Below are 23,611 nucleotides of genomic sequence, written 5' to 3' on the forward strand. Positions count from 1 at the left end.
CTCGAGGCTAGACCCGCAGCAGGGTCTGGGCCCCGAGCCCCTCCTCGATGGTGGCATACTCCGGCCGCCAGCCGAGTTCCTCGCGAGCCTTGTCGCTCGACACCCGCAGGTTGATGTGGAGCGCGCGGTACATGTACGGCGCGACCGCCATCATCCAGGTCGGCGCGGTGAACGGCTTGGGCGCCTCGAAGGCGTGCGCGATGGCCTTGATCATGTCACCGAAGCCCTTCTCGGCGTCCACGACGTTGTACGCCGGACTCGGCCGGTCCAGCTCGATCGCCTCGACGACGGCGTTCGCCGCGCTCGCGAGATGCGTCCACGGCAGTACGCGACCATGGTCGTTGAACGCCGGCATCTGCCGTTTGCGCAGCATCTGCACCATCGTCTCGGTCGCGCCCGGCCCGTAGAACAAGCCGTACCGGAGCGAGACGGCTTCCAGCCCCGATGCCAGAGCCAAGTTCTCCTTCTCCCGCATGGCCTCCAGATGACGGTTGAACCCGGCGTCCGGGTCGGTCACCCCGAACTCGTCCGCCTCGGTGAGCACCCGGTCGCCGAAGTCGCGGTAGCCGTAGCCGAAGACGATGTTCTCGCCGACGAATCGGCGTACGCCGGCCGGCTTGGCGGCTTCGAGCAGATTCGCGGTCCCCGCGATCCGCAGGTCGTCCGTGCCGTGCATGCCCTTGTGGGTCATCGGCGGCTTCTTCAACGCGGTCGCCGCGTGCACCACCGCGTCGGCTTGGACCCCCGCGAACGCCCGGAGCAGACCCTCCCGATCGAGCAGGTCGCCCCGGATCTCGTTGTGGTCGCCCCGGCCGAGCCCGAGCACCGTGTGCCCGGCGTCGGTGAGGGCATGGCGGATGTGACGGCCGAAGACGCCGCTGGCTCCGGCCACGATCACGGTCTGGTTCTTCATCTCGGTCATGCCCATGGGACAGGGCAGCCTCCTGAAAAGTGACATACCCCGGCGTGACCCCAGTCACCCTCTTCCGCCCGGCTTTCCGCACTCGCTTTTGGGCGCTGGATCAGGGTTCTCGGTCGAATCTTGGGCCAAGATCCGACGCGGATCCCTGATCCAGCGCGAACGCCGGGCGGCCCAACGGGCCCGTGAGCGCGAGCGGGGCGTGCGGACTCAGGCGGAGTCGACGGTGATGATCACCGAGGGTGACTCGTGCGGCTTGGTCAGCAGGATCCGCCCGTCGGGCGCGAGGGCGATCATCCAGCGCTCGTCCTGGCGGCCCGAGTCGGAGACGCCGAACCGGAGCGGGTCGCCGGGCCAGGTCGCCCGGTAGTCGCGTACCAGGGTCGTGACGTGGACGTAGCTTTCGCAGTCCGGGTCGGGGCAGCGGACCAGGCGGACGTCCAGCTCGTCCGGGCCGGCCGGATCGGTGATCACGGCGTAGTAGTCGCCGCCGGGCCGGGCCGCGACCACCGCCGGCATCAGCCCTCGGCAGGTGCCGAAGGAACATCGCGGTACGCCCGCCACCCGGGGAGCGCGGAGAAGATCGTCGGCTGTGGGGGCGTCGGCGTCGGTCTGCCCCTGCCTGATGAGCCGAGTCTCGGCGCAGTCGGTCCGGGTGCACCAGCCGAGCCAGCCCTGGCCGGCCAGGTCGCGGTAGACCGCGAAGAGCCGCCCGCTCCGGTCGACCCCGGCGACCAGCGTCTCCTCGGCGTCGCCGGTCGCCGGTGGGGTGACCAGCCCGAGATCTACGGTCGTGCCCGCGCGGCAGGACTCGTCCCGGCACCGGATCAGGGCGAGCCGACGGTCCCCGGCGCCGGCCGGGGTGGCCTTGGCAAGCACGATCTCGCCCGTCTCCGGCGCCGCGACGGCGAAAGCGCGGGCCTCGTTCAGCAATTCGATCCGGCCCGCGGCCTGGCCGCCGGAGCACTGCCGGCCGGGGTCACAGACGGTCAGCAGACGATTCGACAGGATGACCACCGTGCCGTCGCGCCGGAGGGCCACGCTCGCGGCCGACGTCATCGCCGGGATCTCGGTGCTTCGGAACTCCGAGCAGCGGTCGTCGAGGCAGTCCTCGATCCCGTCCAGCGTCACCAGGACTGGGTGGTGCGCCGCCGGCCACCCCACGGCGAGCACCGAACTGCCGAGGTACGGCTCGTGGCGTACCTCGGTGAGGCGGTGGCTCGACACGATCGCGCCGGCGACTGCGGTGGGCAGCAGGAGAAGGGCAGCCGTCGCGATCACTACCGCCCGGCTCGGCGGGATCGTCGAGCGTGGGGAGAGTTCCGGGATGATCCGCGTACGCCGATAGATCGTCAGCAGGGTGATCCCCGGGAGCACCACCGCCGTCCCCGCGATCAGGGTCAGCAGCAGGTGCACCGCCAACCCCGTCGGCACCGACGCCGGACGCAGGAACCGGTCCGGCAGCGCCAAGGCGGCGACGGGCGCGACGACGCCGAAGGCGAACAGGACGCCCATGTCCCAGCGCTTTCCCCGCAGTTCGGCGTACGTGGTGAAGGCGGCGAACCCGGCCTGTTCGACGACCGCGACGGTGGCGGACAGGGCGAAGTTGGTCGCGACTCCGATGAGGATGATCGCCACGAGGGTGACGACGAGGACGACGACCAGGGGTTCGCCCGGCAGCAGCAGTCCGGTCAGGAATCCGCAGACGACCAGCGGCACCACGTACGCCGCCACGGCGACCAGCGCGACGGGCAGCGCCCGGAGCGCGCGCCGCAGCGGCCGGGGTCCGCCGTCGAGCACGGCGACCCCGGTCAGCACCGTGATCGTCCAGCCGAGCCCGAGGACGATCGTGCTGAACCAGTCGTCCCGGCCGAAGGTCAGTACGCCGTCCGCCACCCGGGCGTCGGCATCGGTGAGCAGGTGCCATGCCGTACGCACCAACAGCAGCGCCACGGCGGCGGGGACGACCTTCAGCGCACGCATGGCCGTCAGCGTAGGTCCCCTCGGCGATAGGCGCAGATCACGGTTACGCATGCCGAAACCGCCGGGGCAGACATGCGTAACCGTGATCTGCAACAAAGGGACTAGGGGAGCGAGTTCAGGTAGGGCTCGTGGCTGTTCATGAATTCCCAGCCGTAGTAACGGTCCCAGTTGATCGACCAGGTCATGAGTCCCCGCAACGCCGGTGAGGTTCCGCCACGCAGGGTGTAACCGCCGCAGTTCGTTCCGCGTACCAGACAGTCCAAAGCCTGTTGGACCGCGGCGGGCGAGGTGAACCCGTTACCCGCGCTGACCGCGGCCGGGGTGCCGAAGGCGATCTGGTCCTCGCGCAGCGCGGGGAAGGTGAACCCGGTACCCGCGACCGTGAACCCGGCGGCGAGCATGTCCGTCATCGCGATGTGGAAGTCCGCGCCGCCCATGGTGTGGTACTGGCTGTCCAGGCCCATGATCGGGCCGGAGTTGTAGTCCTGCACGTGCAGCACCGTGAGGTCGTTGCGCAGCGCGTAGATCACCGGCAGGTAGGCGCCAGCGCGCCGGTCGCAGCCGCCGCAGTTGCCACCGTAGAACTGGTAGCCGAGCTGTACGAAGAACGTCTCCGGCGCCATGCTCAGCACGAAGCCGGAACCGTAGCGGCTCTTGAGCGTGCGCAACGCCGAGATGAGGTTGACGATGACCGGCGTGGTCGGGTTCGTCACGTCGTTGTCCCCCGCGTTGAGCGTGAGCGAGTGCCCCTCGAAGTCCACGTCGAGCCCGTCGAGGCCGTAGCGGTCGATGATGGCGCTCACCGAGCTGACGAAGGTGTCCCGCGCGCCGGTCGTGGTGAGCTGGACCTGGCCGTTCTGGCCGCCGATGGACAGCAGCACCTTCTTGCCCGCGGCCTGCTTGGCGCGGACCGCGGCGATGAACTGCGCCTCCGTCTCGACGCCCGGGCACTCGCTGACCGGGCACAGCTGGAAGCGGATGTCGCCGGAGGTCACCGAGGTCGGCTCGCCGAAGGCCAGGTTGATGATGTCCCAAGCGGCCGGCACGTCGGCCATCCTCAGGTAGCCGGACCCGTTCGCGAAGCTCGCGTGGAGATAGCCGATCAGCGCGTGTCGCGGCAGCCCCGTGGAACATCCAGTCGTCGTCCCGCTTGCGGTCGCGCTCTTCGCGCTCTCGCCATTCGAGTTGTACGCCGAGACGCTGTAACTGTGACTGCTGCAGGCGCCCAGGCTTCCCACGGTCGCAGTCGTGCCGCTGACGGTGGTGACGAGGGTGCTGCCCTCGTACACCCGGTATCCGGTAGCGCCGCTCGCGGCGGACCAGCCCAGCGAGATCGAGTTGGCCGTCGTGGCGGTGACCGACAGTCCACTGGGGACGGGCGGCGCCGTCGTGCAGCCGGTCGTCGTGGCACTCGTCCCGGCGCTCTTGGCGCTCTCGCCCACCGAGTTGTACGCCGCGACGGTGTAGGTGTGGCTCGTGCACTTGGTCAGCCCGCTGATCGTGGCGCTGGTCCCGGTGACCGTGGTGATCAGGGTGCTGCCCTCGTAGATCCGGTATCCGGTGACCGTGCCGGAGGCGGCGGCCCAGGACAGGGCGATCGAGGTGTCGGTTACCGTGCCCACGGCGGGCGCGCCGGGCGTACCCGGGACGCTGGACCCGCCTGGGCCGTCCAAGGACACGTCGTCGGCGTAATAGGTGCCCTGGCCGTACCAGCCGTGCGTGAACACCTGCACGCTCGTCTGCGTGGCAGTCGTCGTGAAGTTCACCGTGAGCTGCGTGTACGCCGCCGCGGCCGGCGTCCACGTCGACGCGCCCCCGACGATGCCGAGGTAGACGTAGTTGCCCCGGACCCAGCCCGTGAGCGAGTACGCCGTGTTGGGCAGCACGGCGACGGTCTGCGTGCACTGCGCGTTGTCCGAGGCCGAGGCCGCCCCGGCGAGCGCCTTGGTGCCACTGTGGACCGGGGTGCTCACCACCGAGCCGGTGCTGCCGGCGCACGTCCAGGGGGAGAGCGTTCCGGTCTCGAAGCCCGGGTTGCTCAGCAGATTCGCCGCGTACGCCGGCGTGCTCACCACCATCGCCGCCCCCAGGACGGCGAGGGCGCCTGCGGCAGCGATAAATCGAAGCTTCTTCATCCGATAATTATTAGTAAACCTTACTGAGAATGTAAATGCCTGTCTGATGCGGCCGTTCGGCTCCGAATGTCAGGGGGCCTCGGCAGAATGCCGTCACATGGGGCTTTCGATTCCAGACACATTCCGTGGCGAGGTGGTTCGGCCGTCCGACTCCGCATACGACGAGCTGCGGCAGGTCGTCGCGGGAGACGTCGACAAGCGACCCGCGGTGATCCTACGGCCGGTCGACGCGGCGGACGTGGCGACCGCCCTCGCGGTGGCCCGCGAGTCGGGGCTGCCGCTGGCGGTGCGCTGCGGGGGACACAGCGGGGCCGGGCACAGCGCCGTCGACGACGGCATCGTCCTCGACGTCCGCAATCTGAAGACTTTGGAGATCGACGCGACCGGGAAGACGGCGTGGGCCGGTTCGGGGGTGACCGCGGGGGAGTACACCGCGGCGGCCGGCGAGCACGGGCTGGCGACCGGGTTCGGCGATACCGGTTCGGTCGGCCTCGGCGGCCTCACCGTCGGTGGCGGGATCGGCTTCCTCGTCCGCAAGTTCGGCATGACCATCGACAATCTGCTCGCGGTCGAGGTGGTCACCGCCGATGGCCGGATCCACCAGGTCGACGCCGAGTCCGACCCGGACCTGTTCTGGGCGATCCGGGGTGGCGGCGGCAACTTCGGCGTCGTCACGAAGTTCCACTACCGCCTGCACGAGCTGGGCGACTTCGTCGGCGGCATGCTGATCCAGCCCGCGACACCGGAGGTGGTCGCGGGCGTGCTCCAGATCGCCTCGACCGCTCCGGAGGACCTGTCGGCGATCGTCAACGTGATGGCCGCCCCGCCCGCGCCGTTCATCCCCGAAGAAGCGCACGGCAAGCTCATCGTGATGACCCTCCTCGGGTACGCCGGCCCGGCCGCCGAGGCGGAGAAGATCCTCGGCCCGCTCCGGGCGCTGGCTACCCCGATCGCCGACACCATCCACCCGATGGCGTACGCCGAGATGTTCCCGCCGGAGGACGCGTCCTACCGCCCGACGGCGGTCGGCGAGAACATGTTCGTCGACTCGGTGGACGACGCGGCCGTCGAGACGATCCTCAAGCAGCTCACCGAGTGCGACGCGCCGATGCGGGTCGCCCAGATCCGGCCGCTCGGCGGGGCGATGGCCCGGATTCCGGCCGACGCCACCGCGTTCGCCCACCGGGATGCGGCGTACATGGTGAACCTGGCCGCCTTCTACACCAGCCCGGCCGACCGGATCGCCAAGCACGAGTGGGTCACGTCGTTCCGGGATCAGCTCGAAACCGGGACGCCTCGGGCGTACGTGGGGTTCGTCGGCGACGAGGACAACCCCGAGCGGGTGCGGGCGGCGTACCCGGGGGCGACCTATGACCGGCTGGCGGCGCTGAAGCGTCGGCACGACCCGGAGAACCTGTTCCGGCGCAACCAGAACATCCCACCCGCCTGACCCGTTCGGGCGCTGGATCAAGGATCCGGGTCGAATCTTGACCCATGATCCGACCCGGATCCTTGATCCAGCCCCTCGCTGGGCGTGGCCCCTGACGGGGCGAGGCCGGCGCGCGGGGTCAGCCCGGGTCAGCCGCCGGAGTCGTCGTGCTCGGCGTCCTCGGGCACGGCGTCGGAGTCGCGATCGTCGAGCCAGCCGTAGGGGAGCACCACCTTGGCGGGCGAGTTCGTCCGGCCGCGCGGCTGGCCGAGGTTGGCCTCGGGGAACGGCGCGGCGAAGTCGAGCTTGCCGAGCAGGTCGTCGAGTTCCATGAGCGACGACGACATCGCCATCGCCTGACGCAGCTGCGGCCCGACCGGGAACCCCTTGAGGTACCAGGCGACGTGCTTGCGGAAGTCGGTGATCGCCTCGCGTTCGGCGCCCCACCACTGGACGAGCAGCTCGGCGTGGCGGCGCATCACGTTCGCGACCTCACCGAGGTTCGGCATGACCCGTTCGGGGCGTCCCTCGAACGCGGCCTGGAGATCCGCGAACAACCACGGGCGGCCGAGGCAGCCCCGGCCGACGACGACGCCGTCACAGCCGGTCTCGCGCACCATCCGGAGTGCGTCGTCGCCCTCCCAGATGTCGCCGTTGCCGAGCACCGGGACGTCGAGCGCCTGCTTGAGGGTGGCGATCGCCTCCCAGTCGGCCTGGCCGGAGTAGCGCTGCGCGGCGGTACGCGCGTGCAGGGCGACCCATTTCGCCCCGGCTTCCTGGGCGATCAGCCCCGCCTCGACGTACGTGAGGTGGTCGTCGTCGATGCCCTTGCGCATCTTCACCGTGACCGGGATGCCGGCCGGCGCGGCGGCGTCGACGGCCGCCTTGACGATCGCGCCGAAGAGACGACGCTTCCACGGGATGGCCGAGCCACCGCCCTTGGACGTGATCTTCTTGACCGAGCAGCCGAAGTTGAGGTCGATGTGATCGGCCAGGTTCTCGTCGACCACCCGGCGGACGGCCTTGGCGGTGATCTCCGGGTCGACCCCGTAGAGCTGCATGCTGCGCGGATTCTCGTCCGGCGCGAACTCGATCATCTTCTCGGTCTTCGGGTTGCGCACCGCGAGCGCGACCGTGGTGATCATCTCGCAGACGTAGATCCCGCCGCCCTGCTCACGGCAAAGCTGGCGGAACGCCACGTTGGTGATTCCCGCCATCGGGGCGAGCACCACGGGCGGATCCACCGGGAAGGGGCCTAGCCGCAAGGTCACGCCACCAAGAATCCCACACGCGTACGCCTTCCCCGCAAGTGACGGCGCTTACGCTGGCGGCATGACATCGCTCGCATGCGACTTGGCGCAAGGGGTGATCCCGGCCGAGTCCGGCGACCGTACGCTCGTCGCGGTCTTCGCCACGCCGGTCGCCGAGTTCCTCCTGCATTTCGGCCAGGACCTGGGCTACCGGACCGTGCTGGTCGAGCCGGACCTGACCCGGATCGGCGGTACGCACCGGCTGGCGAGCAGCGTCGACCCGTCGTTCGCGGACCTGACCGCCGACATCGTGGTGACCGATCACGATCGCCCCGAACTGGGGGCGATCCTCAAGGCGGCGTTGGACACCCCGGCCCGCTGGATCGGGGTGATGGGCAGCGTTCACCATGTCGCCCAGCACGTCGCGGCGTTGACCGAGCTCGGCGTCGACCCGGCGCAGATCGCCCGCGTACGCCGCCCGATCGGGCTCAACATCGGGTCGAAGGCACCGGCCGAGATCGCCGTGTCGACGCTGGCCGGGCTGATCGCCGACCGCAACGGCCGCCCCGGCGGCTTCACTTTCTAACCCGCGCCAGCCCGCCCGCGCTCCGCTCCGCGCGCCCGCCCGCGCTCCGCTCCGCGCGCCCGCCTGCGCTTCGCGTAGGCGTCACAAGCAGATCAGGGATACGCAGGCTTCGGGTGCCGAAGTTTGCCTGCGTATCCCTGATCTGCAGCTCATCCACCCCGCGAGGCGGAACCGCCCCGGTGGGGGCGTGTCAGGCGGTCTTGATCGCCGAGAGCTCGAACTCCAGCGTGACCTTCTCACTGACGAGTACGCCACCGGCCTCGAGTGCGGCGTTCCAGTTCACGTTCCAGTCCTTGCGGTTGATCGTGACGGCGCCCTCGAAGCCGACTCGGGTGTTGCCCCACGGGTCCTTGACCGCGCCCTCGAACGAGAACGGGACGGTGACCGGCTTGGTCACGTCCTTGATCGTGAGGTCGCCGGTCAGCTCGAAGGTGCTGTCGTCCACCTGGCGCGCGGCGGTCGAGACGAACTTGATCTCCGGGTACGTCTCCATGTCGAAGAAGTCGTTGCTGCGCAGGTGGCCGTCGCGCTGCTCGTTCCGGGTGTCGATGCTCTTCGCCTGGATCGTCACGGCGACCTGGGACTTCTCGGGGTTGGACCCGTCCAGGAAGCCGGTGCCCTCGAACTCGTTGAACGCGCCGCGCACCTTGGTCACCATCGCGTGGCGAGCGGTGAAGCCGATGCGCGTGTGGGACGGGTCGAGGGCGTACTGTCCGGTCAGCTCGGCGAGGGAAGCGGTAGCGGTGGTCATCTGAATCTCCTAGGTAGTTGAACTCTCAACCAACGGGTTACAGCTTACCGAAGGTGTTTGAAGCGTCAACTATTCCCACGCGGTCGATCACATGTGAGCTACGCCACACTAACCCACTCAAACCGAGCGTCATCTGCGGGAACGGCCGAAAAGTCGTATCGCACGCCATCTTGCCGCAGCGCGACCAGCGACACCGAACTGCTTCCCCAGATCTCGTGCTCGCCGAACTCCTCGCCGAACTCCCGGCGTACGAGCAGCGCCCGCGAGTCCTCGCGCGCCAGCCCGTCGCCGGTGAACAGCGGCAACCACTCGCGCCACGCCGTCGCCACGGGTCCGTCGCCCGGCTCCGGCCGGGCCGCCGCCAGCCTCGGGCGGAAGTACTCCAGCCGCTGCCGGATGTCGGTGACGGCCTGCTCGGGCGCGTCCCGCTCCCGAATCCCGTCCAGACCCATGTTCGTCACGATGTGCAGGCCAGGGGAAAGCTCTTGACTGTCGAGCTCACGGCCGTCCCATGACCATATGCGTACGCCGAGAGCAGTGGCCCGGACCAGGTGAAACGGGTCGTAGTGGACCGGGTCCTCCAGAGGCGCCCCGAGCGGGAGGTCGCCGCGCGAGCGGCGGCCGTCCGTGCCGGCCGTCGGGCCGAAGCCGTTGAGCACGCAGGACACGGCCGGCTGCACGGGATCGACGGCCAGCCAGGTACCACCGGCCTGAAGATCCTGGCCGCCGAGGACTCCGGGCCGGTCCGGCCAGTGCGCTCCCGGGAACCGCCACGGCCGGGCGAGGAACTCGTCGCGTACGCCGACGACCAGCACGGGGATCGCAGAGCCGGGCTCGAAGCTGACGACGACGGTGCACATCAGAACGCCAGGAGCTGGTCGAAGCCGTCCTGGGCGATCCTCTCCAATGTGTCCAGAGCCTGCTCGGCCTGGGCGGCCGCGGCCGGATCCCGTTCGGCCAGGCCGCTGGCGGCGTACTCGTCCTCGTCGAGGCGCAGGATCTCGGTTCCGTCGGCGGACCGCCACAGGTCGAGGTCGAGGTCGTCGGCGATGACCGCACCGTCCTCGACCGTCACCGGCCGGGCGATGTCGCAATACCAGCCCTTGCGTACGCCGTCGGCGGCGACGATCTCCTTCACCGAGTACCACCGGTCACGCCAGTAGTGCTCCGTGAAGATGTCGCCGGGCTCGAACCAGATGTACCCCAGGTCCTTCGCCTCGTCCCCGGCGAACGGGGCGCGGACGGCGAGGTGGTTGCCGTCGTCGTCGACCACCGTCGCGGCGTACGACAGCTTCTCGCGCCCGTACTTGACCAATCGGACCATGACCTCGTGACCCGGAGTGAGCCTCATGATCCGAAGGCTACGCGCGATCCGGGAAACGTCACCGTTGGGTCGGCAGCCGCCCCGACCGCCGGAGGCACTTCTGGGCGGCGATCCGGGCCTCCTGCGCCTCCGCGGCTGCTTCGGCGGCCTCCTCCGTCAGAGCTCGGGCGGCGATCTGGGCGATCTCGTACGCCTGCCGAGCCGAGCGCTCCAGTATCGCGGCGGCGTCGTAGCGACGCCGTGCTTCGACGTCCTCCGCGCGCAGCCGGGTGAGCTCGTGCGACTGCTCCTCCTGGGTCGCGTCCCAGCCGTCGATCCGGTGCCAAAGGGTCTGCAACTGTTCCACCGAGATCGCCCCCTGCCGGTACGCCACCATCGCGGCCCGGGAGGCCTCGCCGACCGGCTCCCGAGACGGCGCGCTCTCCTCAATGGACACACGTTGCAGCCCGTCCGCCAGCGCGTGCGCCGCCCCGACCTGGTGGCGGTCGCACTCGTCCCGATGGTTCTCGGCGTTCTCCAGCTCGACGGTCGTACGCGCCGCCGTGTCGGCCGCCTCCAGCGCCTTGGTGAACGCCGCAGCCGCGATCTCCTCCAGCTCGCGGGCCTCCTCGACGAGCGGGCGGCAGTCGGGGGCGGACTTACGCGCGCCGGTGTTGCCGGAGACGAGCAGAGCCAGCGCGGCGACCGCGAGCACGGCGGCGGCGAACACGCCACCCCATACGGTGAACGCCGACTCCGACATCCGCTGAGCCTAGCGGGGGTATGCCGAAAGTTCGACCGTCAACTATGTCCGCAGCGTTGATCACTCCGTTAGGGAGTTGATCAGGGACTCCGGGACGCGCCACGCCGGTTGATCACGACCGTTAGTTCATGATCGCGCGGAAAGGGACGGGTGGGTTAGGGGCGGGTTAGGAGGGCTAGGCCATCGTCTTCGGCTTGGACCTGCCAGCCCAGCCGGGCGTAGAAGGCCATGGTGGCCGTCGCGGCGGTCCGGGTGACCAGCCAGGCGGGGGAGTCGTCGAGGACCGTGGTGAGCAGGGTCCGGCCGAGTCCACCGCCGCGGGCGTCCGGGCGTACGGCGAGTTCGACGACCTCGACGGCGCCGGCCAGGTCGTCGACGACCGCGCCGAACCGGTCGCGGAGCAGTCCGTAGAAGCCGTCGGACGGCACCGGGGACGGGGTGCGTACGCGGAAAGCGAAACCGGCGATCGCGTCGGGGTCCCGGGCCCAGGCGGCGAGGAATCCGTCCCGGGCGGTCCAGTCGGGCACCGACGCGACGAAGGTACGCACCTGGTCGGCGGATTCGTCCCAGGGCGGGCCGGAGAACGCGGCGCTGTACACGTCGGCGAGATCGTCGAGGGCGGCGAGGAACGGGGCGGGTTCGGCGTACTCCACCGGGGGGTGCGGCATCCAATGATCTTAAGAGTCGGAAAACACCGTTGCGGGGGTGAAGATCGCGTGGGTAGATTCGCAGTACACGGGAAAGGAGGTGGTCCAGCTGTATAGCAATGGGACTCGTGAGGTGGCTGTCCGCTAGCCGCTGTCCTTGACTGCTTCGTCAGGGCCGTGTGACAACGGTGTGGCGAATAACAGGCAGCTACCCGACCCCCAGGGCTTATCCGGCTCAGTCCAGCCGGTCCGCATCACGCGGAACCCTGGGGGTCGCACCATTTCCGGCGCACTTTCACCGGGCGGTCAGGTACCGGGCGGTCAGGCGGGCGGGCCGGGGATCAGGGCCGCCCTGGTGATCAGGTCGCGCAGCCACAATCCCCGTCGCCACTGGGTCAGGCGGCTGACCCGCCCGGCCGTGGCCGCGATCTTCTGCGTCGGCTTGCGGCGCAGCGCGTCGAACCGGGCCAGTCCAGCGGCGACGTCGCCAGAGCCCAGGCAGTCGGCCAGCGCCGCCGCGTCGATCAGCGTCTGGCACGCGCCCTGCCCGAGGTCCGGGGTCATCGCGTGGGCGGCGTCGCCGATCAGCACCACGTCGCCGGACACGTAGGACGGCAGGGGCGGGTCGAGATACGTGAGGTCGTGGCGCAGGACCTCGGTCTCCGCGTACCGGTTCAGGATGGCGGGAATCGGCTCGGGCCAGTCGCCGAAGACGCCGCGCAACTCGGCCAGGTCGTCTGCCGGCCGGTAGCCTTGGGGCACTGTCAGCACGGCGTACCAGTTGGTCTTGCCGGGCTCTTGCGGAGTGACGCCGAACTTCACGCCGCGCCCCCAGAACTCGCCACCCGCGGCCAGCTCGAGGTCCGTGACGCCGCGCCAGACCGTGGCCCCGGCGTAGCGCAACCGGTGGTCCGGGAAGAGGGCCGCGCGGGCCTTGCTGTTGGCGCCGTCCGCGACGACCACCAAGGGATACGCCTGGCGCAGCGCACCGAGATCGGTGACGGGGTCGCCGAAGCGGACCACGCCGTCCGGCACCGCCTCGGCCAACACGCGCAGCAGCGCCGGCCGCGACAGCAGGTAGACGGGTTCGCCCTGCTTGCGGGCGAGCCGTTCGACGTCGAGGGTGGCGATCAGGGAGCCGTCGTCCCGCCGGATGTGGCCGTTGGCCTGCGGACGGCCGGCGGCCCGAGCGGCCGCGCCGACGCCGAGCTGGTCGAGCGCCCGCATGGCCGACGGCCACATGCCGAGTCCGGTGCCGGTCTTGGGCAGGTCGTCGGCCCGCTCGAAGACGGTGACGGCCCAGCCTTCGCGGATCAGTCCGATCGCGGTGGCGAGGCCGCCGATGCCGCCGCCGACGATCGCTGCTGTTCTCCTCATGACTCGACCGTACTACACCTGTAGTGCTCATGACTACAGGTGTAGTGTGCTGACTGTGACTGATCGCCGTACGCTGCTGCTCGACGCCGCGATCGAAGTGCTGGGCACCCGGGGACTCCGGCAGCTGACCCACCGGACGGTGGACGCGGTGGCCGGGCTGCCCGAGGGATCGGCGTCCAACCACTTCCGTACGCGGGAAGCCCTGATCAGCGGGGTGCTCGGTCGCCTGGTCGACCGGGAGACCGAACTGTGGGGCCGCCTGGGTGGTGCGCAGCCGTTGGACGCGGAGCGATTCGCGACCGCGGCCGGCGCGATGATCACGGAGCTGGCCGGTCCCGGCCGGGCCGTCACGCTCGCCCGGTACGCGATCTTCCACGAAGCGGCGTTCAACCCCGATCTTCAGCGGCGGATCGCGGAGAACCGGGAACGGCTCGCCGCCTGGGGAGTGCCCCTGGTCGCGGCGTTGGGCTCGACCGAGCCGGAACGGCATTACCGGATGCTGCTGGACCTGATCGACGGGCTGCTGCTGAACCAGCTCGCCAGCCCGACCTCCTCCTTCGACCCCGCCACCACCATCCGCACCCTCCTGTCGGCCATCACCCCCACCCCCACCACCCCCGCCCCGTCTGCGCGATCATGAACTCATGTTCGTGATCGACCGGTGTGTCGTGTCCCGGAGACCCTGATCAACTCCTCTGCGGAATGATCAACGAGGCGGGGAGCGGCGTTGGTTTAGGCGGGGAGGCGTACGACGTTGTAGGTCACGTCCGGCGCCGGGTCGACGTCGAACCGGGCGTTCACGGCGTACAGGTAGGGGCCGAAGAGCGCGATCGTCGCCGGGACCTGCAGTCGCGGATCGGTGATCTCGTCGACCAGCACCGCCCGGTCCGTCCCGAGGGCGAACTTCGCGATGATGTTGTCGGAGTTGCGGCAGATGTAGAGCGTCCGGCCGCGGCGGATCATCCCGTCGCCGTTGAGGACGCCGGCCCCGCCGAGGTCGACCTGGGTGGCCTTGCCGCGCCGGGGGTCGAAGGCGAACAGCCGCCCGGCGACCATCTGCACGATGAGCAGCTGCCGCCCGTCCGGCGTGGTCTCGATGCCGTTGTTGAAGGCGTCCACTTCGCCGAGCCCGCCCGGCAGCGTGATCGCGTACGCCGCCGACGGGTCGGGCAGCCGGCCGCCCCGGCCGAGTGGCACCACGAAGAGCTGGTCGCTGGGGGAGTCGGTGAAATAGACGGCGTCCTCGGTCGCGATCGCGTCGTTCACAAAGCCGCCGCCGAACTGGTATTCGGCGAGTTTCGCGCCGGTGTTCCCGTCGTAGACGATCGCTCCGCCGTTCGGGCCGGTGCAGGCCCAGATCCGGTTGAAGCGGTCGATCTCCAGCCCGATCAGGTGGCCGTCGGCCGGTCCCGGGATGAACACGCCACCCCGTCCGGTCAGCAGGCTGCCCCGGTAGATCGAGCCGGTCGCGATGGAGCCGACGTAGAAGTGAGTACCCGAGACCGCGATCCCTTCGGGATTCCAGCCGTCGGGCAGGTCGATGACCTCCGGCAGGGTGGCGCCACCGGCCTGGGCGGGCGTCCCGCCGAGCAGTCCGGCCAGCGGCGCGGCCGCCAGCGCGGCCACCATCGTCCTTCTGCGCATGGATAGTCCTCCTTGGACGGCGGGCCCCGTGCCCGCCGGCAAGGAAACCGGGTGGAGCGGTGAAATGGTTGTCAGTCGCTGAAGACGAGCCCTTCGGCGTGCGCGGTGACCTCGGCCGGAGTCGGCGGGGTGAGCAGGTATCGGGTGATCACGTCGGCGCGGGGGTCGCCGGTGTCCACACACGCCTGGACCGCCGCCTGGACGTCGTACCGGGTGGACCGCAGGGCGACGTCCGGCCCGAGCAACGCCCAGTACGCCGTACCCGGCTTGCCGAGGTGGTAGGGCAGGCCCACGCTGCCGGAGTTGACGCTGCGCCGCCCGGCGACCGCCCGGTCGAACTGGAGGTGGGTGTGGCCGGTGACGATGACATGCTCGGGGACTCCGGCCGACAGCTCGGCGTACCGGGCTTCGGGGGTCTCCGGCGTCACGCATTCGGTGTCCTTGCGCGGCGAACCGTGGCAGAACCGCACGCCGCCCAGCCCTTCGACGTCGACGACGACGGTGAACGGGAAGGACTCCAGGAAGTCGATCGCCTCGGCCGAATGCTGCTGGGGCATCCAGAAGTCCCGCTCCCGTTCCGGCGTACGCCCCTGGCGGGCCAGTTCGTAGACCGCCCGATCGGCGTTCCCGCGTACGCACACCGCCCGGTCGCCGAGCGCCTGGACGAGGTCGACCGTCCGCTGCGGTTCCGGTCCCCAGGTGAGATCGCCGGGGAAGACCACCAGGTCGGCGGCTTGCACGTCCGGCTCTGCCAGCACCGCCCGGAGGGCGGGGACGTTGCCGTGGACGTCGGCGAGGACGGCGACTCGGCGTACCGGTCCGTAGCGGGGTGTCATAACGTGATGATGCCGTGTCACGGGCATTGACGGGAACCGGTCGGCGGAGCAGACTTCTGACCTCAGTGGACAGAGAGGCGGCCGCCGGAGCCATGCGTAAACGTTTGATGCTCAGCGCCGCCGCGGCGGTCACCGGCGTATTGCTGCTGACCGCGGCGGGTGTGGCGGCCTGTTCGGTGGCGACCCGGGAGGCGGCCTCCCTCGGCCAGGAGACCGGCGGGACGGGGACCGAGGCCGGGCTGGACGCGTCGGCGGACCCGAGCGCGAGTGCGAGTGCGAGCGCCAGTCCCAGCGTCGTCCCGGCGACCAACTGCGGCCGGTACGCCTTCACGAAGGCGTCCACGAGTACCCTGCGCGCGGCGAAGAAGAAGGCGTTCGCGTTCTACTTCCCGCCGTATCCGATCTCGATCGAGAACAAGGACCCGGGCAGCGACTACTGGGCGAAGTGGACGACCGAGGCGGACCGGCTCGCCAGCGGCACCAAGCAGGGCGAGGAGATGCTCGATCGGCCGCTGACCCGGGCGCCCTTGTCCGGCAACTGGCGGCAGAAGGACTTCGAGACCGAGATCCGCCAGGCGATCGACATGGGCCTGGACGGGTTCATCTGGGAGTACCACAGCGTCAGCTCGGACGCCCGGTGGACGCAGCTGCCCGCGATGCTGGCGGCGGCGAAGGCGGTGGATCCCGGGTTCCGCATCATGCTCAGCCCCGACCTGCAGCAGGGCGCCAACTCCACGCAGGCGTCGATCGTCAACGATGTGCTCAAGGTCAAGAGCGAGCCGGCGCTCTACAAGGTCGACGGGAAGATCGTGTTGGCCCCGTTCTATCCGGAGCGCGTCGCCGTCTCCTTCTGGGACGGCATCCGCACCACGTTGGCGGGTAGCGGTGTGCAGAGCGTCCTGGTGCCGATCTTCCTCTCGGGCTCGCCGAACGTGCGGGCAGCCGCCTGGAACAACAGCGTCTACGGGTACTCCCTCTGGGGCAACCGATGGGTCGGCGGCTCGGACTCGGTCCGCAAAGGCGCGGTCGAGGCGCACGCCAACGGGCGCAAGTACATGGCGCCGATCGCGTTCGAGGACACCCGGATCTACGACGGCCGCTATTGGGAGTCGTCCAACAGCGGCGCGCTGCGGGCCATGATGGAGAAGGCGATCGCCGGTGACGCCGACTGGCTCGCCCTGATCACCTGGAACGACTACACCGAGTCCTGGGTGGCGCCCTCGAAAGGCCGGGGATACGCCGTCGCCGATACGATCGCGTACTACACGTCGTGGTTCAAGACGGGCAAGCGGCCGGGCCTGGTCCGGGACGCGCTCTACTACTTCCACCGCAGCCACCGGACCGACGCGCCCTACGACACGAGCCTCCAGCAGATCGCGATGCACATCGCGAACGGCGACGGGGCGTCGAACAAGGTCGAACTGCTCGCCTTCCTCAGTGCGCCCGGCAAGCTCGTGATCAAGCAGGGCGGCTCGGTGTCCACGAAGGATGTCACGGCGGCGGGAATGGTGTCGTTCGCGGTCGCGATGGTGCCCGGCACCACGCCGTCGTTCGAGCTGCAGCGCGGCGGCAAGATCGTGCAGACCCTGCAAAGCAAGGTGCCGATCAAGGCCAAGGTCACCCACCAGGACATGATGTACCGGGCGGGCGGCGGCACCGCCTGCGGCGGAAAGGCTTAAGCCAGCAGGGCTTCGGCCCGGTCGGTCCGCAGGTGCAGCGCCGTGCGGCCGTCGCGGCTGGTCGACACCAGCCCGGCTCCGCGCAGCACGCCCAGGTGCTGGGAGATCGCCCCGGCTGTGACGCCCAGCCCGGGTGGCCAGATCCGTCGTCGTCGCGGGCTGCGCGAGGGTCGTCAAGATCTCCGCTCTGGTACGCCCGAGGAGCGCGGCCAGGGCGTCGGAAACGGGTTCGGGCCGCTCCCACAAGGTCGCCACACCGCGCGCGGGGTAGCGCAGGGTGCCGGCCGCGACCGGGCGGACCGACGCGGTGACGCGCGGCCAGCAGAACACACTCGGGCACAGGATCAGCCCGTTCCCGTTGAGTTGCACCGGTTTCTTGTCGTACGGCGGACGCCGCGGATGGACGTGGAGCACCCCGTCGAGGAAGCGCAGCTCGTCGTGCAGACCCGCGAAGAGCCCTTCGATGCCGCCCTGAGCCAGCAGCCCCGCCCGGAAGGCGATGTCGGCCTCCAACACGCGTCGCATCCGAGTCCAATGTGGTGCGATCAGGGCTTCGTAGCAGGCTTCGAGGGCGTCCGCCGCGGCGCGCAGGCCGTCTCGCGGCTGCTCCGCCAAGCGCCGGGTCCGCGGGGTGTCGACCTGCAGCGTCCGCAGCTCTTCGCGTACCCGTGAGGCCGAAACGGACTTGATCCGACGGAGCTCGTCGCTGAGCGCGGGCAGCCGGACGTCCGGCGCGGGCAGCAGGAACGCGGGCTTGAACCGGTCGTTCGCGGCCAGATCGAGCAGGAGATCCACCCCCGGACCGGCAGGCACGCGCGGCCGCGCCCACCGGGTCCACGGCAGGTGGACGGCGTGGACGCCAGGCCGGTGGAGCGCGGCGAGCGCGAAGACCGTCTCGTACGCGGGCGAGACGGCGAAGCGCACGCGGGCCAGTTCGAGCCCGTCCAGCGGGATGCGCAGAGCCATGGCCCCAATTTAGCGTTCGCTAAATCGTGGCCGCGTTCGACGAGTTCGCCGCAGCATCCCCGGCATGACGGCACTTCTCGAAACCCCCGTCCGGCGTGCCCGGCGCGACTGGCGCCTGCTGTGGAGCGCGGGCGCGATCTCCAGCCTCGGCGACGGCGCGTTCCTCGCCGCGTTGCCGCTGCTCGCGGCGACGATGACCACCGATCCGCGGCTGATCGCCGGGGTGACCGCCTGGGGCACGCTGCCCTGGCTGCTGGCGGCGCTGCCGGCCGGAGCGGTCGCCGACCGGCTGGACGCCCGGCGGACGCTCATGGTCGTCCAACTCGCCCAGGCGCTCCTGATCGGGGTGCTGGCCGTCCTCGTGACGGTGCGGTCCGGCGGCATCCTCGCCGTATACGCCGTCGCGTTCGCGGTCGGGCTGGCCGAGACGCTCGCGAAGGTGTCCGGTCAGCGGCTGCTTCCCGCGGTCGTCGACCCGGCCGACCTGGAGAAGGCCAACGGCCGGCAGAACGGGGCGCTCTTCGCCAACCGGCAGTTCCTCGGCCAGCCGCTGGGCGCGTTCCTGTTCTCGGTCGCCGCCGGGCTGCCGTTCTGGGTGGACGTCGCGTCGTTCCTGGTCTCGGCGATCCTGGTCCATCGCATCGGTCGCTCCTCCGGCGTTGCTTCTGGCGCTGCTTCTGGCGTTTCCTCCGGCGCTTCTCCCGGCTTGCCGTCGGGCGTCTCTTCGGGCGCTTCGTCCGGCCGGTCGGCTCAGCGGTCGGTCGGCCGGTCGCTTCAGCGGGAGATCGCCGCCGGTGTGCGGTGGCTGGCCTCGCATCGGCTGCTCCGGACCCTGTCCCTGCTGGCGGGCGTGGCGAACCTCGCCAACTTCCTGGCGATGGCCACCTTCGTGCTCTTCGTACGCGATCGGCTCGGCGTCTCGGACGCGGCGTACGGGGTGGTCGTGGCGCTGACCGGAATCGGCGGCGTGCTCGGCAGCTTCCTGAGTGGACGGATCGTCGGCCGGTTCGGCGGGCGGCGTACCGTGACGACGACGCTGTTCGTGACGCCGACGGCGATGATCGTCCTCGGCCTGTACGCCCACGACATCGTGACCCTGACCGCACTGGCCTCCGTCACGACGTTCAGCGCCTCGCTGTGGAACGTCGCCGTGATGTCGGTGCGTCAGCGCGCCGTCCCGGCCGACCTCATGGGCCGGGTCGCCAGCGTGGGCCTGCTCCTGGCCTTCGGTACGCAGCCGATCGGCGCGCTGCTCGGCGGCTACGTCGCACAGTGGTGGGGGCTGGCCGCCCCGTGGATCGTGGCCGGGGTTCTCCGTCTCGTCGCGGCCGTCGCTTCGCTCCGCCCGCTCGCCGCCTGGCCCCGCTCGTGACGCCCGCTCCGCCGCCCGCCCGCTTGCCCGCTCGGCACCTGCCCGCTCGGCACCCGCCCGCCGCGCATCCACTGCGTGCTCGCCTGCTTCCGCGCTTCCATGATCGTCGGCTGCCGCCGTTCTTGAGGCTCTCGCGATGGTGATCGTCGGCTGCCGCCGTTCTTGCGGGTCGGCGTGTCCTTGATCGGCGGCAGCCGCCGTTCTTGCGGGTCGGCGTGCCCTTGATCGGCGGCAGCCGACGATCAAGGGGCAGAAAGCGCCATGACTGTCGGCAGCCGACGATCATCCGCGCAGCAACGAAACGGGGGTAGATGCACAAAAGCGGCTGTCTGGCCGGGGACTGTGCCCGGGCCAGACAGCCGTTGTGCCCCTCCGGATGCCCCCGTCGCTCTGTTGAGCGTCATCCGGCTGGTCTCCCGGCGAATCCTGAGCTGCGCGCCGCATAAACTGGCGATATAGTCCTAGCCCAGGGCCTTCTCAACTTCAGTTGAAAACACGGAGCTTGAAGTATCGCGGGGGCGGCGCAACGTGTCAAGAGTTTATGTCGCAACGCATTGCCGTAAGCTGATGTTGAGAACGGGGGGTGGTGGTCAAGTGACCTTCGCCGATCGACTGGACCACTTGTTCCGCACCGTACGCCCGGCCGGCCGGGGTGAGTACACCTATGAGGAGGTCGCCGAGGCCATCCGGGGCACGGGCGTGATGATCTCCCACACCTATGTCTGGCAGCTGCGCAAAGGCAGGCGCGACAACCCGACCAAACGCCACCTGGAGGCGCTGGCCGAGTTCTTCGGGGTGCCGGCGGCATACTTCTTCGACGACTCGGTCGCCACGGCCACCAACGCCCAGCTCGACCTGCTCTCCGCGATGCGGGACAGCTCAGTGCGGGCGCTGGCGCTGCGCGCGGCGGGGCTGTCGCCGTCGAGTCTGCAAGCCATTCGGGGGATGATAGAGCAGGCCCGACGCATCGAAGGGTTACCAGCGGAACCGCCAGCTTGAGCGCCGAAAGGTTGACCCGCGCCGGGCGACTGCATGACGATGCACCAATGCGTCTACGCCGCCTGCGCAAGGAGTGCGAAGCGCGGTTGTCCGGGCTCGCGGTGCCGCGCCCGTTCGACGTGCGCGCCTTCTGCGAGCAGGTCGCGCAGTGGCGGGGCCGCCCGCTCCATCTGCACGAACTGCCGGTCGAGGACGCCGCCGACCTCCCGTGTGGCATGTGGATCGCGACCGACCGCGCCGACCACGTCTTCCACGTGCCGGGCGGCAGCAGTCTGCACCGCGATCACATCGTGCTGCACGAGCTCGGCCACATGCTCTTCGACCACGCGATCACGGCGGAGCCCGCCGGCGAGCCGGACGCGCTCGACCGGCTGTTGCCCGATCTCGATCCGGCGATGGTCCGCCGGGTGCTGCGGCGCGGCGGCTACTCCTCCGAGCAGGAGCAGGCGGCCGAGATGCTGGCCTCGCTGATCCTGCAGCGCGCTGCGACGCCGGCCCCGGGCGGTCTCGGCGACGTCTTCGGCCACGCCCGCCGGGTGGACGCGGGGCTCACCGAGCCCGCCGCCCAGCGGTGACCGGTCCCGATCTCGCCGTCCTCGCTCTGCTGTGGAGCGTGGGCCTCGTCCGGCTGGTCCGGCGACGGCCGTCGGCCCATCACCGGGTGATGACGTTCAGCCTGCTGGCGATCTCGCTCGCCGCGACGGCGCACGAGCCGGTGATCGCGTACGCCGTCGACTCGGCCACCGGTGTGGCCGACCTGGCCGCGTTGGTGCGTACGCTCAGCGGCGTCGCGGCGGTCGCCTCGGTCTGGGTGTTCGCCTCGGCGGTGACCGGTCCGGCCCAGCCGCGGCCGTATTGGCGACCGCGGCTCTATCTGGTGACGGCGACCGTCATGGCCGGTCTCACGCTGCTGTTCCTCGTCTCGACCCGGCCGCCCGGTCCGGGGACGTTCACCGACGACCGGGCCGGGCAGCTGTCGGTGGCGCTCTACGCCACGCTCTCCTACGTCGCGTACGCCGCGGGCGCGGGCCGCGGAGCGGCGCTCTTCTGGACGCAGGCCCGCCGGTCCGGCCGTACGCTGCTGCGTACCGGGCTGTTCGTGCTGTGTGCGGCGGCGTCACTGTTCCTGGGGTTCGTGGCGTTCCGGCTGCTCTGCCTCGCCGGCGAACTGGCCGGGCAGCGGACGCCCGGCTGGCTCGGCGCCGCCGGGCAGGGCGAACTGATGCTCGGATTCCTGCTGGTCGCCGTGGGCTGCGGGCTGCCGGGCATCGCCGTGGCGGGGGACTACATCGCCGACTACGCCGCCCTGAATCGGCTGCACCATCTGTGGCACACCCTCCAGCGGGCGGTGCCCGGGTTCGTCCTGGGGCGTACGCCGTCCCGGCTGGGCGATCACGTCAACCCGTTCAACGTCCGGATGCGCCTCTATCGGCGGGTCATCGAGATCCGGGACGCGCAGTGGAGCCTGGGCGCGCCGGTCGACGACGATCCGACGACCGAGGCGGCGTTGTTGCTCATGGCGTTGGCGGTGGCGGGGAAGTCGGCGGCGAAGGGCACCTCGAATGCCCGGGTACGGCGGACCTGGAGCCGTACGGGCGCTGATCCGGGTGACGCCGTCGACCGGGAGGTCACCCACCTGCTGCTGGTCGCGGAGTACTTCGCCAGCGCCTTCCCGCCGTTGCTCGTCCCGGCCGGACGGCTGGCCCCGTTAGAGGACGAGGACGGCGAACAGCCGCTCCAGCTCGAGCCCGGGATCCTCGGTGAGCCCGGTGTGCGCCGGACCGGGCTGCACGATGGTGCTGCGGGGTGAGGTGAGCCAGCGGAACCGCTCGCCCAGCGTCATCCGCCGCTCGTCGTCGCAGACCTGCTGGTAGCCGATGAGCACGGCGTCCACCGCGTCGAGGTCGGCGTCGGGGTCGAGCGCGCGCAGCCGGTCCGGGTCGACATGCGTACGCACGGCGAGGAAGTCGCGGCTGCGGCAGTAGACCACGAGGCCGACGTTCATCATCTCGCCGCGCTCGATCCGGGGGACCAGGCGGATCAGGGCGTACTCGAAGGCGACCCGCGTCACGACACACCCTCCAGCGACGGCAGCCAGGCCGCCGGCTGCTCCAGCCGCGCCAGCAGATGCGTGACGTACGCCGACCGCGCCTCGTCCGGCGTCTCGAAGTCGGCGGTCCATGAGTGCGGATCGACGAGCCAGCCGTCGGGGACCAGCCCGAGCACCTCGGTCAGCACGTCCGGCGTCACGAGCGGGGCCAGCGCCTCGTGCGCGCCCACGATCGAGGACGCCTGCCCGGCCAGCGCGTGGTCGGCCGCTTTGAACGGCCGGAGCACCGCATTCGCCGCGCTCGTCCAGTTGTGGTGGAAGTAGAGGCTCGCGCCGTGGTCGATGAGCCAGAGCGAACCGTGCCACATGAGCAGGTTCGGGTTACGCCAGGTGCGGTCGACGTTCTCCACCAGCGCGTCGAGCCACAGCACCCGGGCGGCGAGGCCGGGATCGACCTTGTGGACGCGCGGGTCGAAGCCGAGCGAACCGGGCAGGAAGTCCATCCCGAGGTTCAGTCCGGTGCTGTTGACCAGCAGTTCCTGCACCTCGGGGTCGGGTTCGGCCCGGCCGAGCACCTCGCCGAACTCGACCTGCGCCAGCTCGGGCATGGGCAGGCCGAGGCGGCGGGCCAGCTCGCCCACGACGACCTCGGCGATCAGCGCTTTCGGGCCCTGCCCGGCGCCCCGGAACTTGACGACGTACGTGCCGAGGTCGTCGGCCTCGACGACGCCGGGAAGCGAGCCGCCCTCGCGCAGCGGGGTCACGTACCGCAGCGCGGTGACCGAGGGAAGGTGCATGACCCACAGCGTACGGGTTGCGCGGTTCTGCCCGATGGAGCGTGCCCACGGACTAGTATGAACTGGACAAGTGTCAATCTATGTGCCATTTCTCACGAGCGGTTTCGACGCGCTCGGAACGAGGA

The 23,611-nt window shown here is 70.2% G+C and carries 23 protein-coding genes and 2 pseudogenes; 8 read left to right on the top strand and 17 right to left on the bottom strand.

What is annotated here, in order from left to right:
* Positions 1–7: 7 nt before the first annotated feature.
* From HDA40_RS30015 to HDA40_RS42610, 4 genes and pseudogenes are all read right to left on the bottom strand, one after another.
* Positions 8–922 (bottom strand): NAD-dependent epimerase/dehydratase family protein, encoded by a 915-nt coding sequence (locus HDA40_RS30015; protein ID WP_253761159.1) that lies wholly within the window; start codon positions 920–922, stop codon positions 8–10.
* A gap of 207 nt (positions 923–1,129) precedes the next feature.
* Complete coding sequence (locus HDA40_RS30020) at positions 1,130–2,902, bottom strand: hypothetical protein (RefSeq protein ID WP_253761160.1); 1,773 nt, start codon at positions 2,900–2,902, stop codon at positions 1,130–1,132.
* 101 nt (positions 2,903–3,003) lie between these two features.
* Complete coding sequence (locus HDA40_RS30025) at positions 3,004–4,344, bottom strand: chitinase (protein WP_372503194.1); 1,341 nt, start codon at positions 4,342–4,344, stop codon at positions 3,004–3,006.
* Positions 4,345–4,371: 27 nt separating this feature from the next.
* Positions 4,372–5,037, bottom strand: a pseudogene (locus HDA40_RS42610) (carbohydrate binding domain-containing protein); the annotation flags it as partial.
* A 133-nt stretch (positions 5,038–5,170) separates the two neighbouring features.
* Here HDA40_RS42610 and HDA40_RS30030 point away from each other — a divergent pair.
* Positions 5,171–6,487: an FAD-binding oxidoreductase gene (locus HDA40_RS30030; RefSeq protein WP_253761162.1), complete on the top strand. Its 1,317-nt coding sequence runs from the start codon at positions 5,171–5,173 to the stop codon at positions 6,485–6,487.
* Positions 6,488–6,615: 128 nt separating this feature from the next.
* Here the strand turns inward: HDA40_RS30030 and dusB are convergent, their stop codons facing one another.
* The gene (gene dusB, locus HDA40_RS30035) at positions 6,616–7,737 is read right to left on the bottom strand and encodes a tRNA dihydrouridine synthase DusB (RefSeq protein ID WP_308197780.1); all 1,122 of its coding nucleotides are present in this window, start codon (positions 7,735–7,737) and stop codon (positions 6,616–6,618) included.
* 61 nt (positions 7,738–7,798) lie between these two features.
* On the opposite strand from dusB, the gene HDA40_RS30040 reads away from it, so the two are divergent.
* On the top strand, positions 7,799–8,302 hold the full coding sequence (locus HDA40_RS30040; RefSeq protein ID WP_253761163.1) for an XdhC family protein: 504 nt from the start codon (positions 7,799–7,801) through the stop codon (positions 8,300–8,302).
* A gap of 190 nt (positions 8,303–8,492) precedes the next feature.
* On the opposite strand, the gene HDA40_RS30045 is transcribed toward HDA40_RS30040, so the two are convergent.
* The 6 genes from HDA40_RS30045 to HDA40_RS30070 all read right to left on the bottom strand — a co-directional run bounded on the left by HDA40_RS30045 (position 8,493) and on the right by HDA40_RS30070 (position 13,143).
* Positions 8,493–9,053, bottom strand: coding sequence for a YceI family protein (locus HDA40_RS30045; RefSeq protein WP_253761164.1), 561 nt, complete (start codon positions 9,051–9,053; stop codon positions 8,493–8,495).
* 98 nt (positions 9,054–9,151) lie between these two features.
* On the bottom strand, positions 9,152–9,913 hold the full coding sequence (locus HDA40_RS30050) for an NRDE family protein (RefSeq protein WP_253761165.1): 762 nt from the start codon (positions 9,911–9,913) through the stop codon (positions 9,152–9,154).
* Complete coding sequence (locus HDA40_RS30055; protein WP_253761166.1) at positions 9,913–10,404, bottom strand: ribonuclease FAU-1 family protein; 492 nt, start codon at positions 10,402–10,404, stop codon at positions 9,913–9,915. Before HDA40_RS30055 ends, HDA40_RS30050 begins: the two co-directional genes overlap by 1 nt.
* 31 nt (positions 10,405–10,435) lie before the next feature.
* Positions 10,436–11,119 (bottom strand): hypothetical protein, encoded by a 684-nt coding sequence (locus HDA40_RS30060; protein ID WP_253761167.1) that lies wholly within the window; start codon positions 11,117–11,119, stop codon positions 10,436–10,438.
* A gap of 155 nt (positions 11,120–11,274) precedes the next feature.
* Entirely contained in the window at positions 11,275–11,787 is a 513-nt protein-coding gene (locus HDA40_RS30065) for a GNAT family N-acetyltransferase (protein WP_253761168.1), read from the bottom strand.
* Positions 11,788–12,087: 300 nt separating this feature from the next.
* A complete protein-coding gene (locus tag HDA40_RS30070) occupies positions 12,088–13,143 on the bottom strand; it encodes an FAD-dependent oxidoreductase (RefSeq protein ID WP_253761169.1) in 1,056 nt (351 codons plus the stop codon).
* A 55-nt stretch (positions 13,144–13,198) separates the two neighbouring features.
* On the opposite strand from HDA40_RS30070, the gene HDA40_RS30075 reads away from it, so the two are divergent.
* Positions 13,199–13,783 carry a TetR/AcrR family transcriptional regulator gene (locus tag HDA40_RS30075; protein ID WP_253761170.1) on the top strand — a complete coding sequence of 195 codons (585 nt, stop codon included), beginning with the start codon at positions 13,199–13,201 and terminating at the stop codon, positions 13,781–13,783.
* Between the two features lie 92 nt (positions 13,784–13,875).
* Here HDA40_RS30075 and HDA40_RS30080 read toward each other — a convergent pair whose 3' ends face one another.
* Together HDA40_RS30080 and HDA40_RS30085 are read right to left on the bottom strand one after the other, a co-directional pair.
* The gene (locus tag HDA40_RS30080; RefSeq protein ID WP_253761171.1) at positions 13,876–14,787 is read right to left on the bottom strand and encodes an SMP-30/gluconolactonase/LRE family protein; all 912 of its coding nucleotides are present in this window, start codon (positions 14,785–14,787) and stop codon (positions 13,876–13,878) included.
* A gap of 71 nt (positions 14,788–14,858) precedes the next feature.
* A complete protein-coding gene (locus HDA40_RS30085; RefSeq protein WP_253761172.1) occupies positions 14,859–15,623 on the bottom strand; it encodes a metallophosphoesterase family protein in 765 nt (254 codons plus the stop codon).
* A 92-nt stretch (positions 15,624–15,715) separates the two neighbouring features.
* Between HDA40_RS30085 and HDA40_RS30090 the strand changes: the two genes are divergently transcribed.
* Positions 15,716–17,302, top strand: a complete 1,587-nt coding sequence (locus HDA40_RS30090; RefSeq protein WP_253761173.1) for a glycoside hydrolase family 71 protein — start codon at positions 15,716–15,718, stop codon at positions 17,300–17,302.
* Here the strand turns inward: HDA40_RS30090 and HDA40_RS41720 are convergent.
* Together HDA40_RS41720 and HDA40_RS42615 are read right to left on the bottom strand one after the other, a co-directional pair.
* Positions 17,299–17,445 carry an ArsR/SmtB family transcription factor gene (locus HDA40_RS41720; protein WP_308197841.1) on the bottom strand — a complete coding sequence of 49 codons (147 nt, stop codon included), beginning with the start codon at positions 17,443–17,445 and terminating at the stop codon, positions 17,299–17,301. The two genes, HDA40_RS30090 and HDA40_RS41720, sit on opposite strands and share 4 nt — an antisense overlap.
* A 175-nt stretch (positions 17,446–17,620) precedes the next feature.
* A pseudogene (locus HDA40_RS42615) lies at positions 17,621–18,268 on the bottom strand (hypothetical protein); the annotation flags it as partial.
* A 64-nt stretch (positions 18,269–18,332) separates the two neighbouring features.
* Between HDA40_RS42615 and HDA40_RS30100 the strand changes: the two are divergent.
* The 4 genes from HDA40_RS30100 to HDA40_RS30115 all read left to right on the top strand — a co-directional run bounded on the left by HDA40_RS30100 (position 18,333) and on the right by HDA40_RS30115 (position 22,449).
* On the top strand, positions 18,333–19,640 hold the full coding sequence (locus tag HDA40_RS30100) for an MFS transporter (RefSeq protein ID WP_253761175.1): 1,308 nt from the start codon (positions 18,333–18,335) through the stop codon (positions 19,638–19,640).
* Positions 19,641–20,234: 594 nt separating this feature from the next.
* The gene (locus tag HDA40_RS30105; protein WP_253761176.1) at positions 20,235–20,639 is read left to right on the top strand and encodes a helix-turn-helix domain-containing protein; all 405 of its coding nucleotides are present in this window, start codon (positions 20,235–20,237) and stop codon (positions 20,637–20,639) included.
* Positions 20,640–20,686: 47 nt separating this feature from the next.
* Positions 20,687–21,214, top strand: coding sequence for a hypothetical protein (locus HDA40_RS30110; RefSeq protein WP_253761177.1), 528 nt, complete (start codon positions 20,687–20,689; stop codon positions 21,212–21,214).
* The gene (locus tag HDA40_RS30115; protein ID WP_253761178.1) at positions 21,211–22,449 is read left to right on the top strand and encodes an MAB_1171c family putative transporter; all 1,239 of its coding nucleotides are present in this window, start codon (positions 21,211–21,213) and stop codon (positions 22,447–22,449) included. Before HDA40_RS30110 ends, HDA40_RS30115 begins: the two co-directional genes overlap by 4 nt.
* Here the strand turns inward: HDA40_RS30115 and HDA40_RS30120 are convergent.
* Both HDA40_RS30120 and HDA40_RS30125 read right to left on the bottom strand, forming a co-directional pair.
* Complete coding sequence (locus tag HDA40_RS30120; protein ID WP_253761179.1) at positions 22,348–22,710, bottom strand: DUF3037 domain-containing protein; 363 nt, start codon at positions 22,708–22,710, stop codon at positions 22,348–22,350. The genes HDA40_RS30115 and HDA40_RS30120 overlap by 102 nt on opposite strands.
* Positions 22,707–23,486 (bottom strand): HipA family kinase, encoded by a 780-nt coding sequence (locus HDA40_RS30125; protein WP_253761180.1) that lies wholly within the window; start codon positions 23,484–23,486, stop codon positions 22,707–22,709. The genes HDA40_RS30120 and HDA40_RS30125 overlap by 4 nt, the downstream gene beginning before the upstream one ends.
* Positions 23,487–23,611 lie beyond the last annotated feature (125 nt).

The sequence above is a fragment of the Hamadaea flava genome, from assembly GCF_024172085.1.
Classification (GTDB): Bacteria; Actinomycetota; Actinomycetes; order Mycobacteriales; family Micromonosporaceae; genus Hamadaea; species Hamadaea flava.

Bases quoted from the DNA above. Each gene is read 5' to 3' on its own strand.
- HDA40_RS30060 (WP_253761167.1), bottom strand. From the start codon at position 11,119: ATGTCGGAGTCGGCGTTCACCGTATGGGGTGGCGTGTTCGCCGCCGCC.
- HDA40_RS30045 (WP_253761164.1), bottom strand. From the start codon at position 9,053: ATGACCACCGCTACCGCTTCCCTCGCCGAGCTGACCGGACAGTACGCC.
- HDA40_RS30090 (WP_253761173.1), top strand. From the start codon at position 15,716: ATGCGTAAACGTTTGATGCTCAGCGCCGCCGCGGCGGTCACCGGCGTA.
- HDA40_RS30065 (WP_253761168.1), bottom strand. From the start codon at position 11,787: ATGCCGCACCCCCCGGTGGAGTACGCCGAACCCGCCCCGTTCCTCGCC.
- HDA40_RS30020 (WP_253761160.1), bottom strand. From the start codon at position 2,902: ATGCGTGCGCTGAAGGTCGTCCCCGCCGCCGTGGCGCTGCTGTTGGTG.
- HDA40_RS30100 (WP_253761175.1), top strand. From the start codon at position 18,333: ATGACGGCACTTCTCGAAACCCCCGTCCGGCGTGCCCGGCGCGACTGG.
- HDA40_RS30085 (WP_253761172.1), bottom strand. From the start codon at position 15,623: ATGACACCCCGCTACGGACCGGTACGCCGAGTCGCCGTCCTCGCCGAC.
- HDA40_RS30050 (WP_253761165.1), bottom strand. From the start codon at position 9,913: ATGTGCACCGTCGTCGTCAGCTTCGAGCCCGGCTCTGCGATCCCCGTG.
- HDA40_RS30055 (WP_253761166.1), bottom strand. From the start codon at position 10,404: ATGAGGCTCACTCCGGGTCACGAGGTCATGGTCCGATTGGTCAAGTAC.
- HDA40_RS30080 (WP_253761171.1), bottom strand. From the start codon at position 14,787: ATGCGCAGAAGGACGATGGTGGCCGCGCTGGCGGCCGCGCCGCTGGCC.
- HDA40_RS30040 (WP_253761163.1), top strand. From the start codon at position 7,799: ATGACATCGCTCGCATGCGACTTGGCGCAAGGGGTGATCCCGGCCGAG.
- HDA40_RS30125 (WP_253761180.1), bottom strand. From the start codon at position 23,486: ATGCACCTTCCCTCGGTCACCGCGCTGCGGTACGTGACCCCGCTGCGC.
- HDA40_RS30015 (WP_253761159.1), bottom strand. From the start codon at position 922: ATGACCGAGATGAAGAACCAGACCGTGATCGTGGCCGGAGCCAGCGGC.
- HDA40_RS30110 (WP_253761177.1), top strand. From the start codon at position 20,687: ATGCGTCTACGCCGCCTGCGCAAGGAGTGCGAAGCGCGGTTGTCCGGG.
- HDA40_RS30070 (WP_253761169.1), bottom strand. From the start codon at position 13,143: ATGAGGAGAACAGCAGCGATCGTCGGCGGCGGCATCGGCGGCCTCGCC.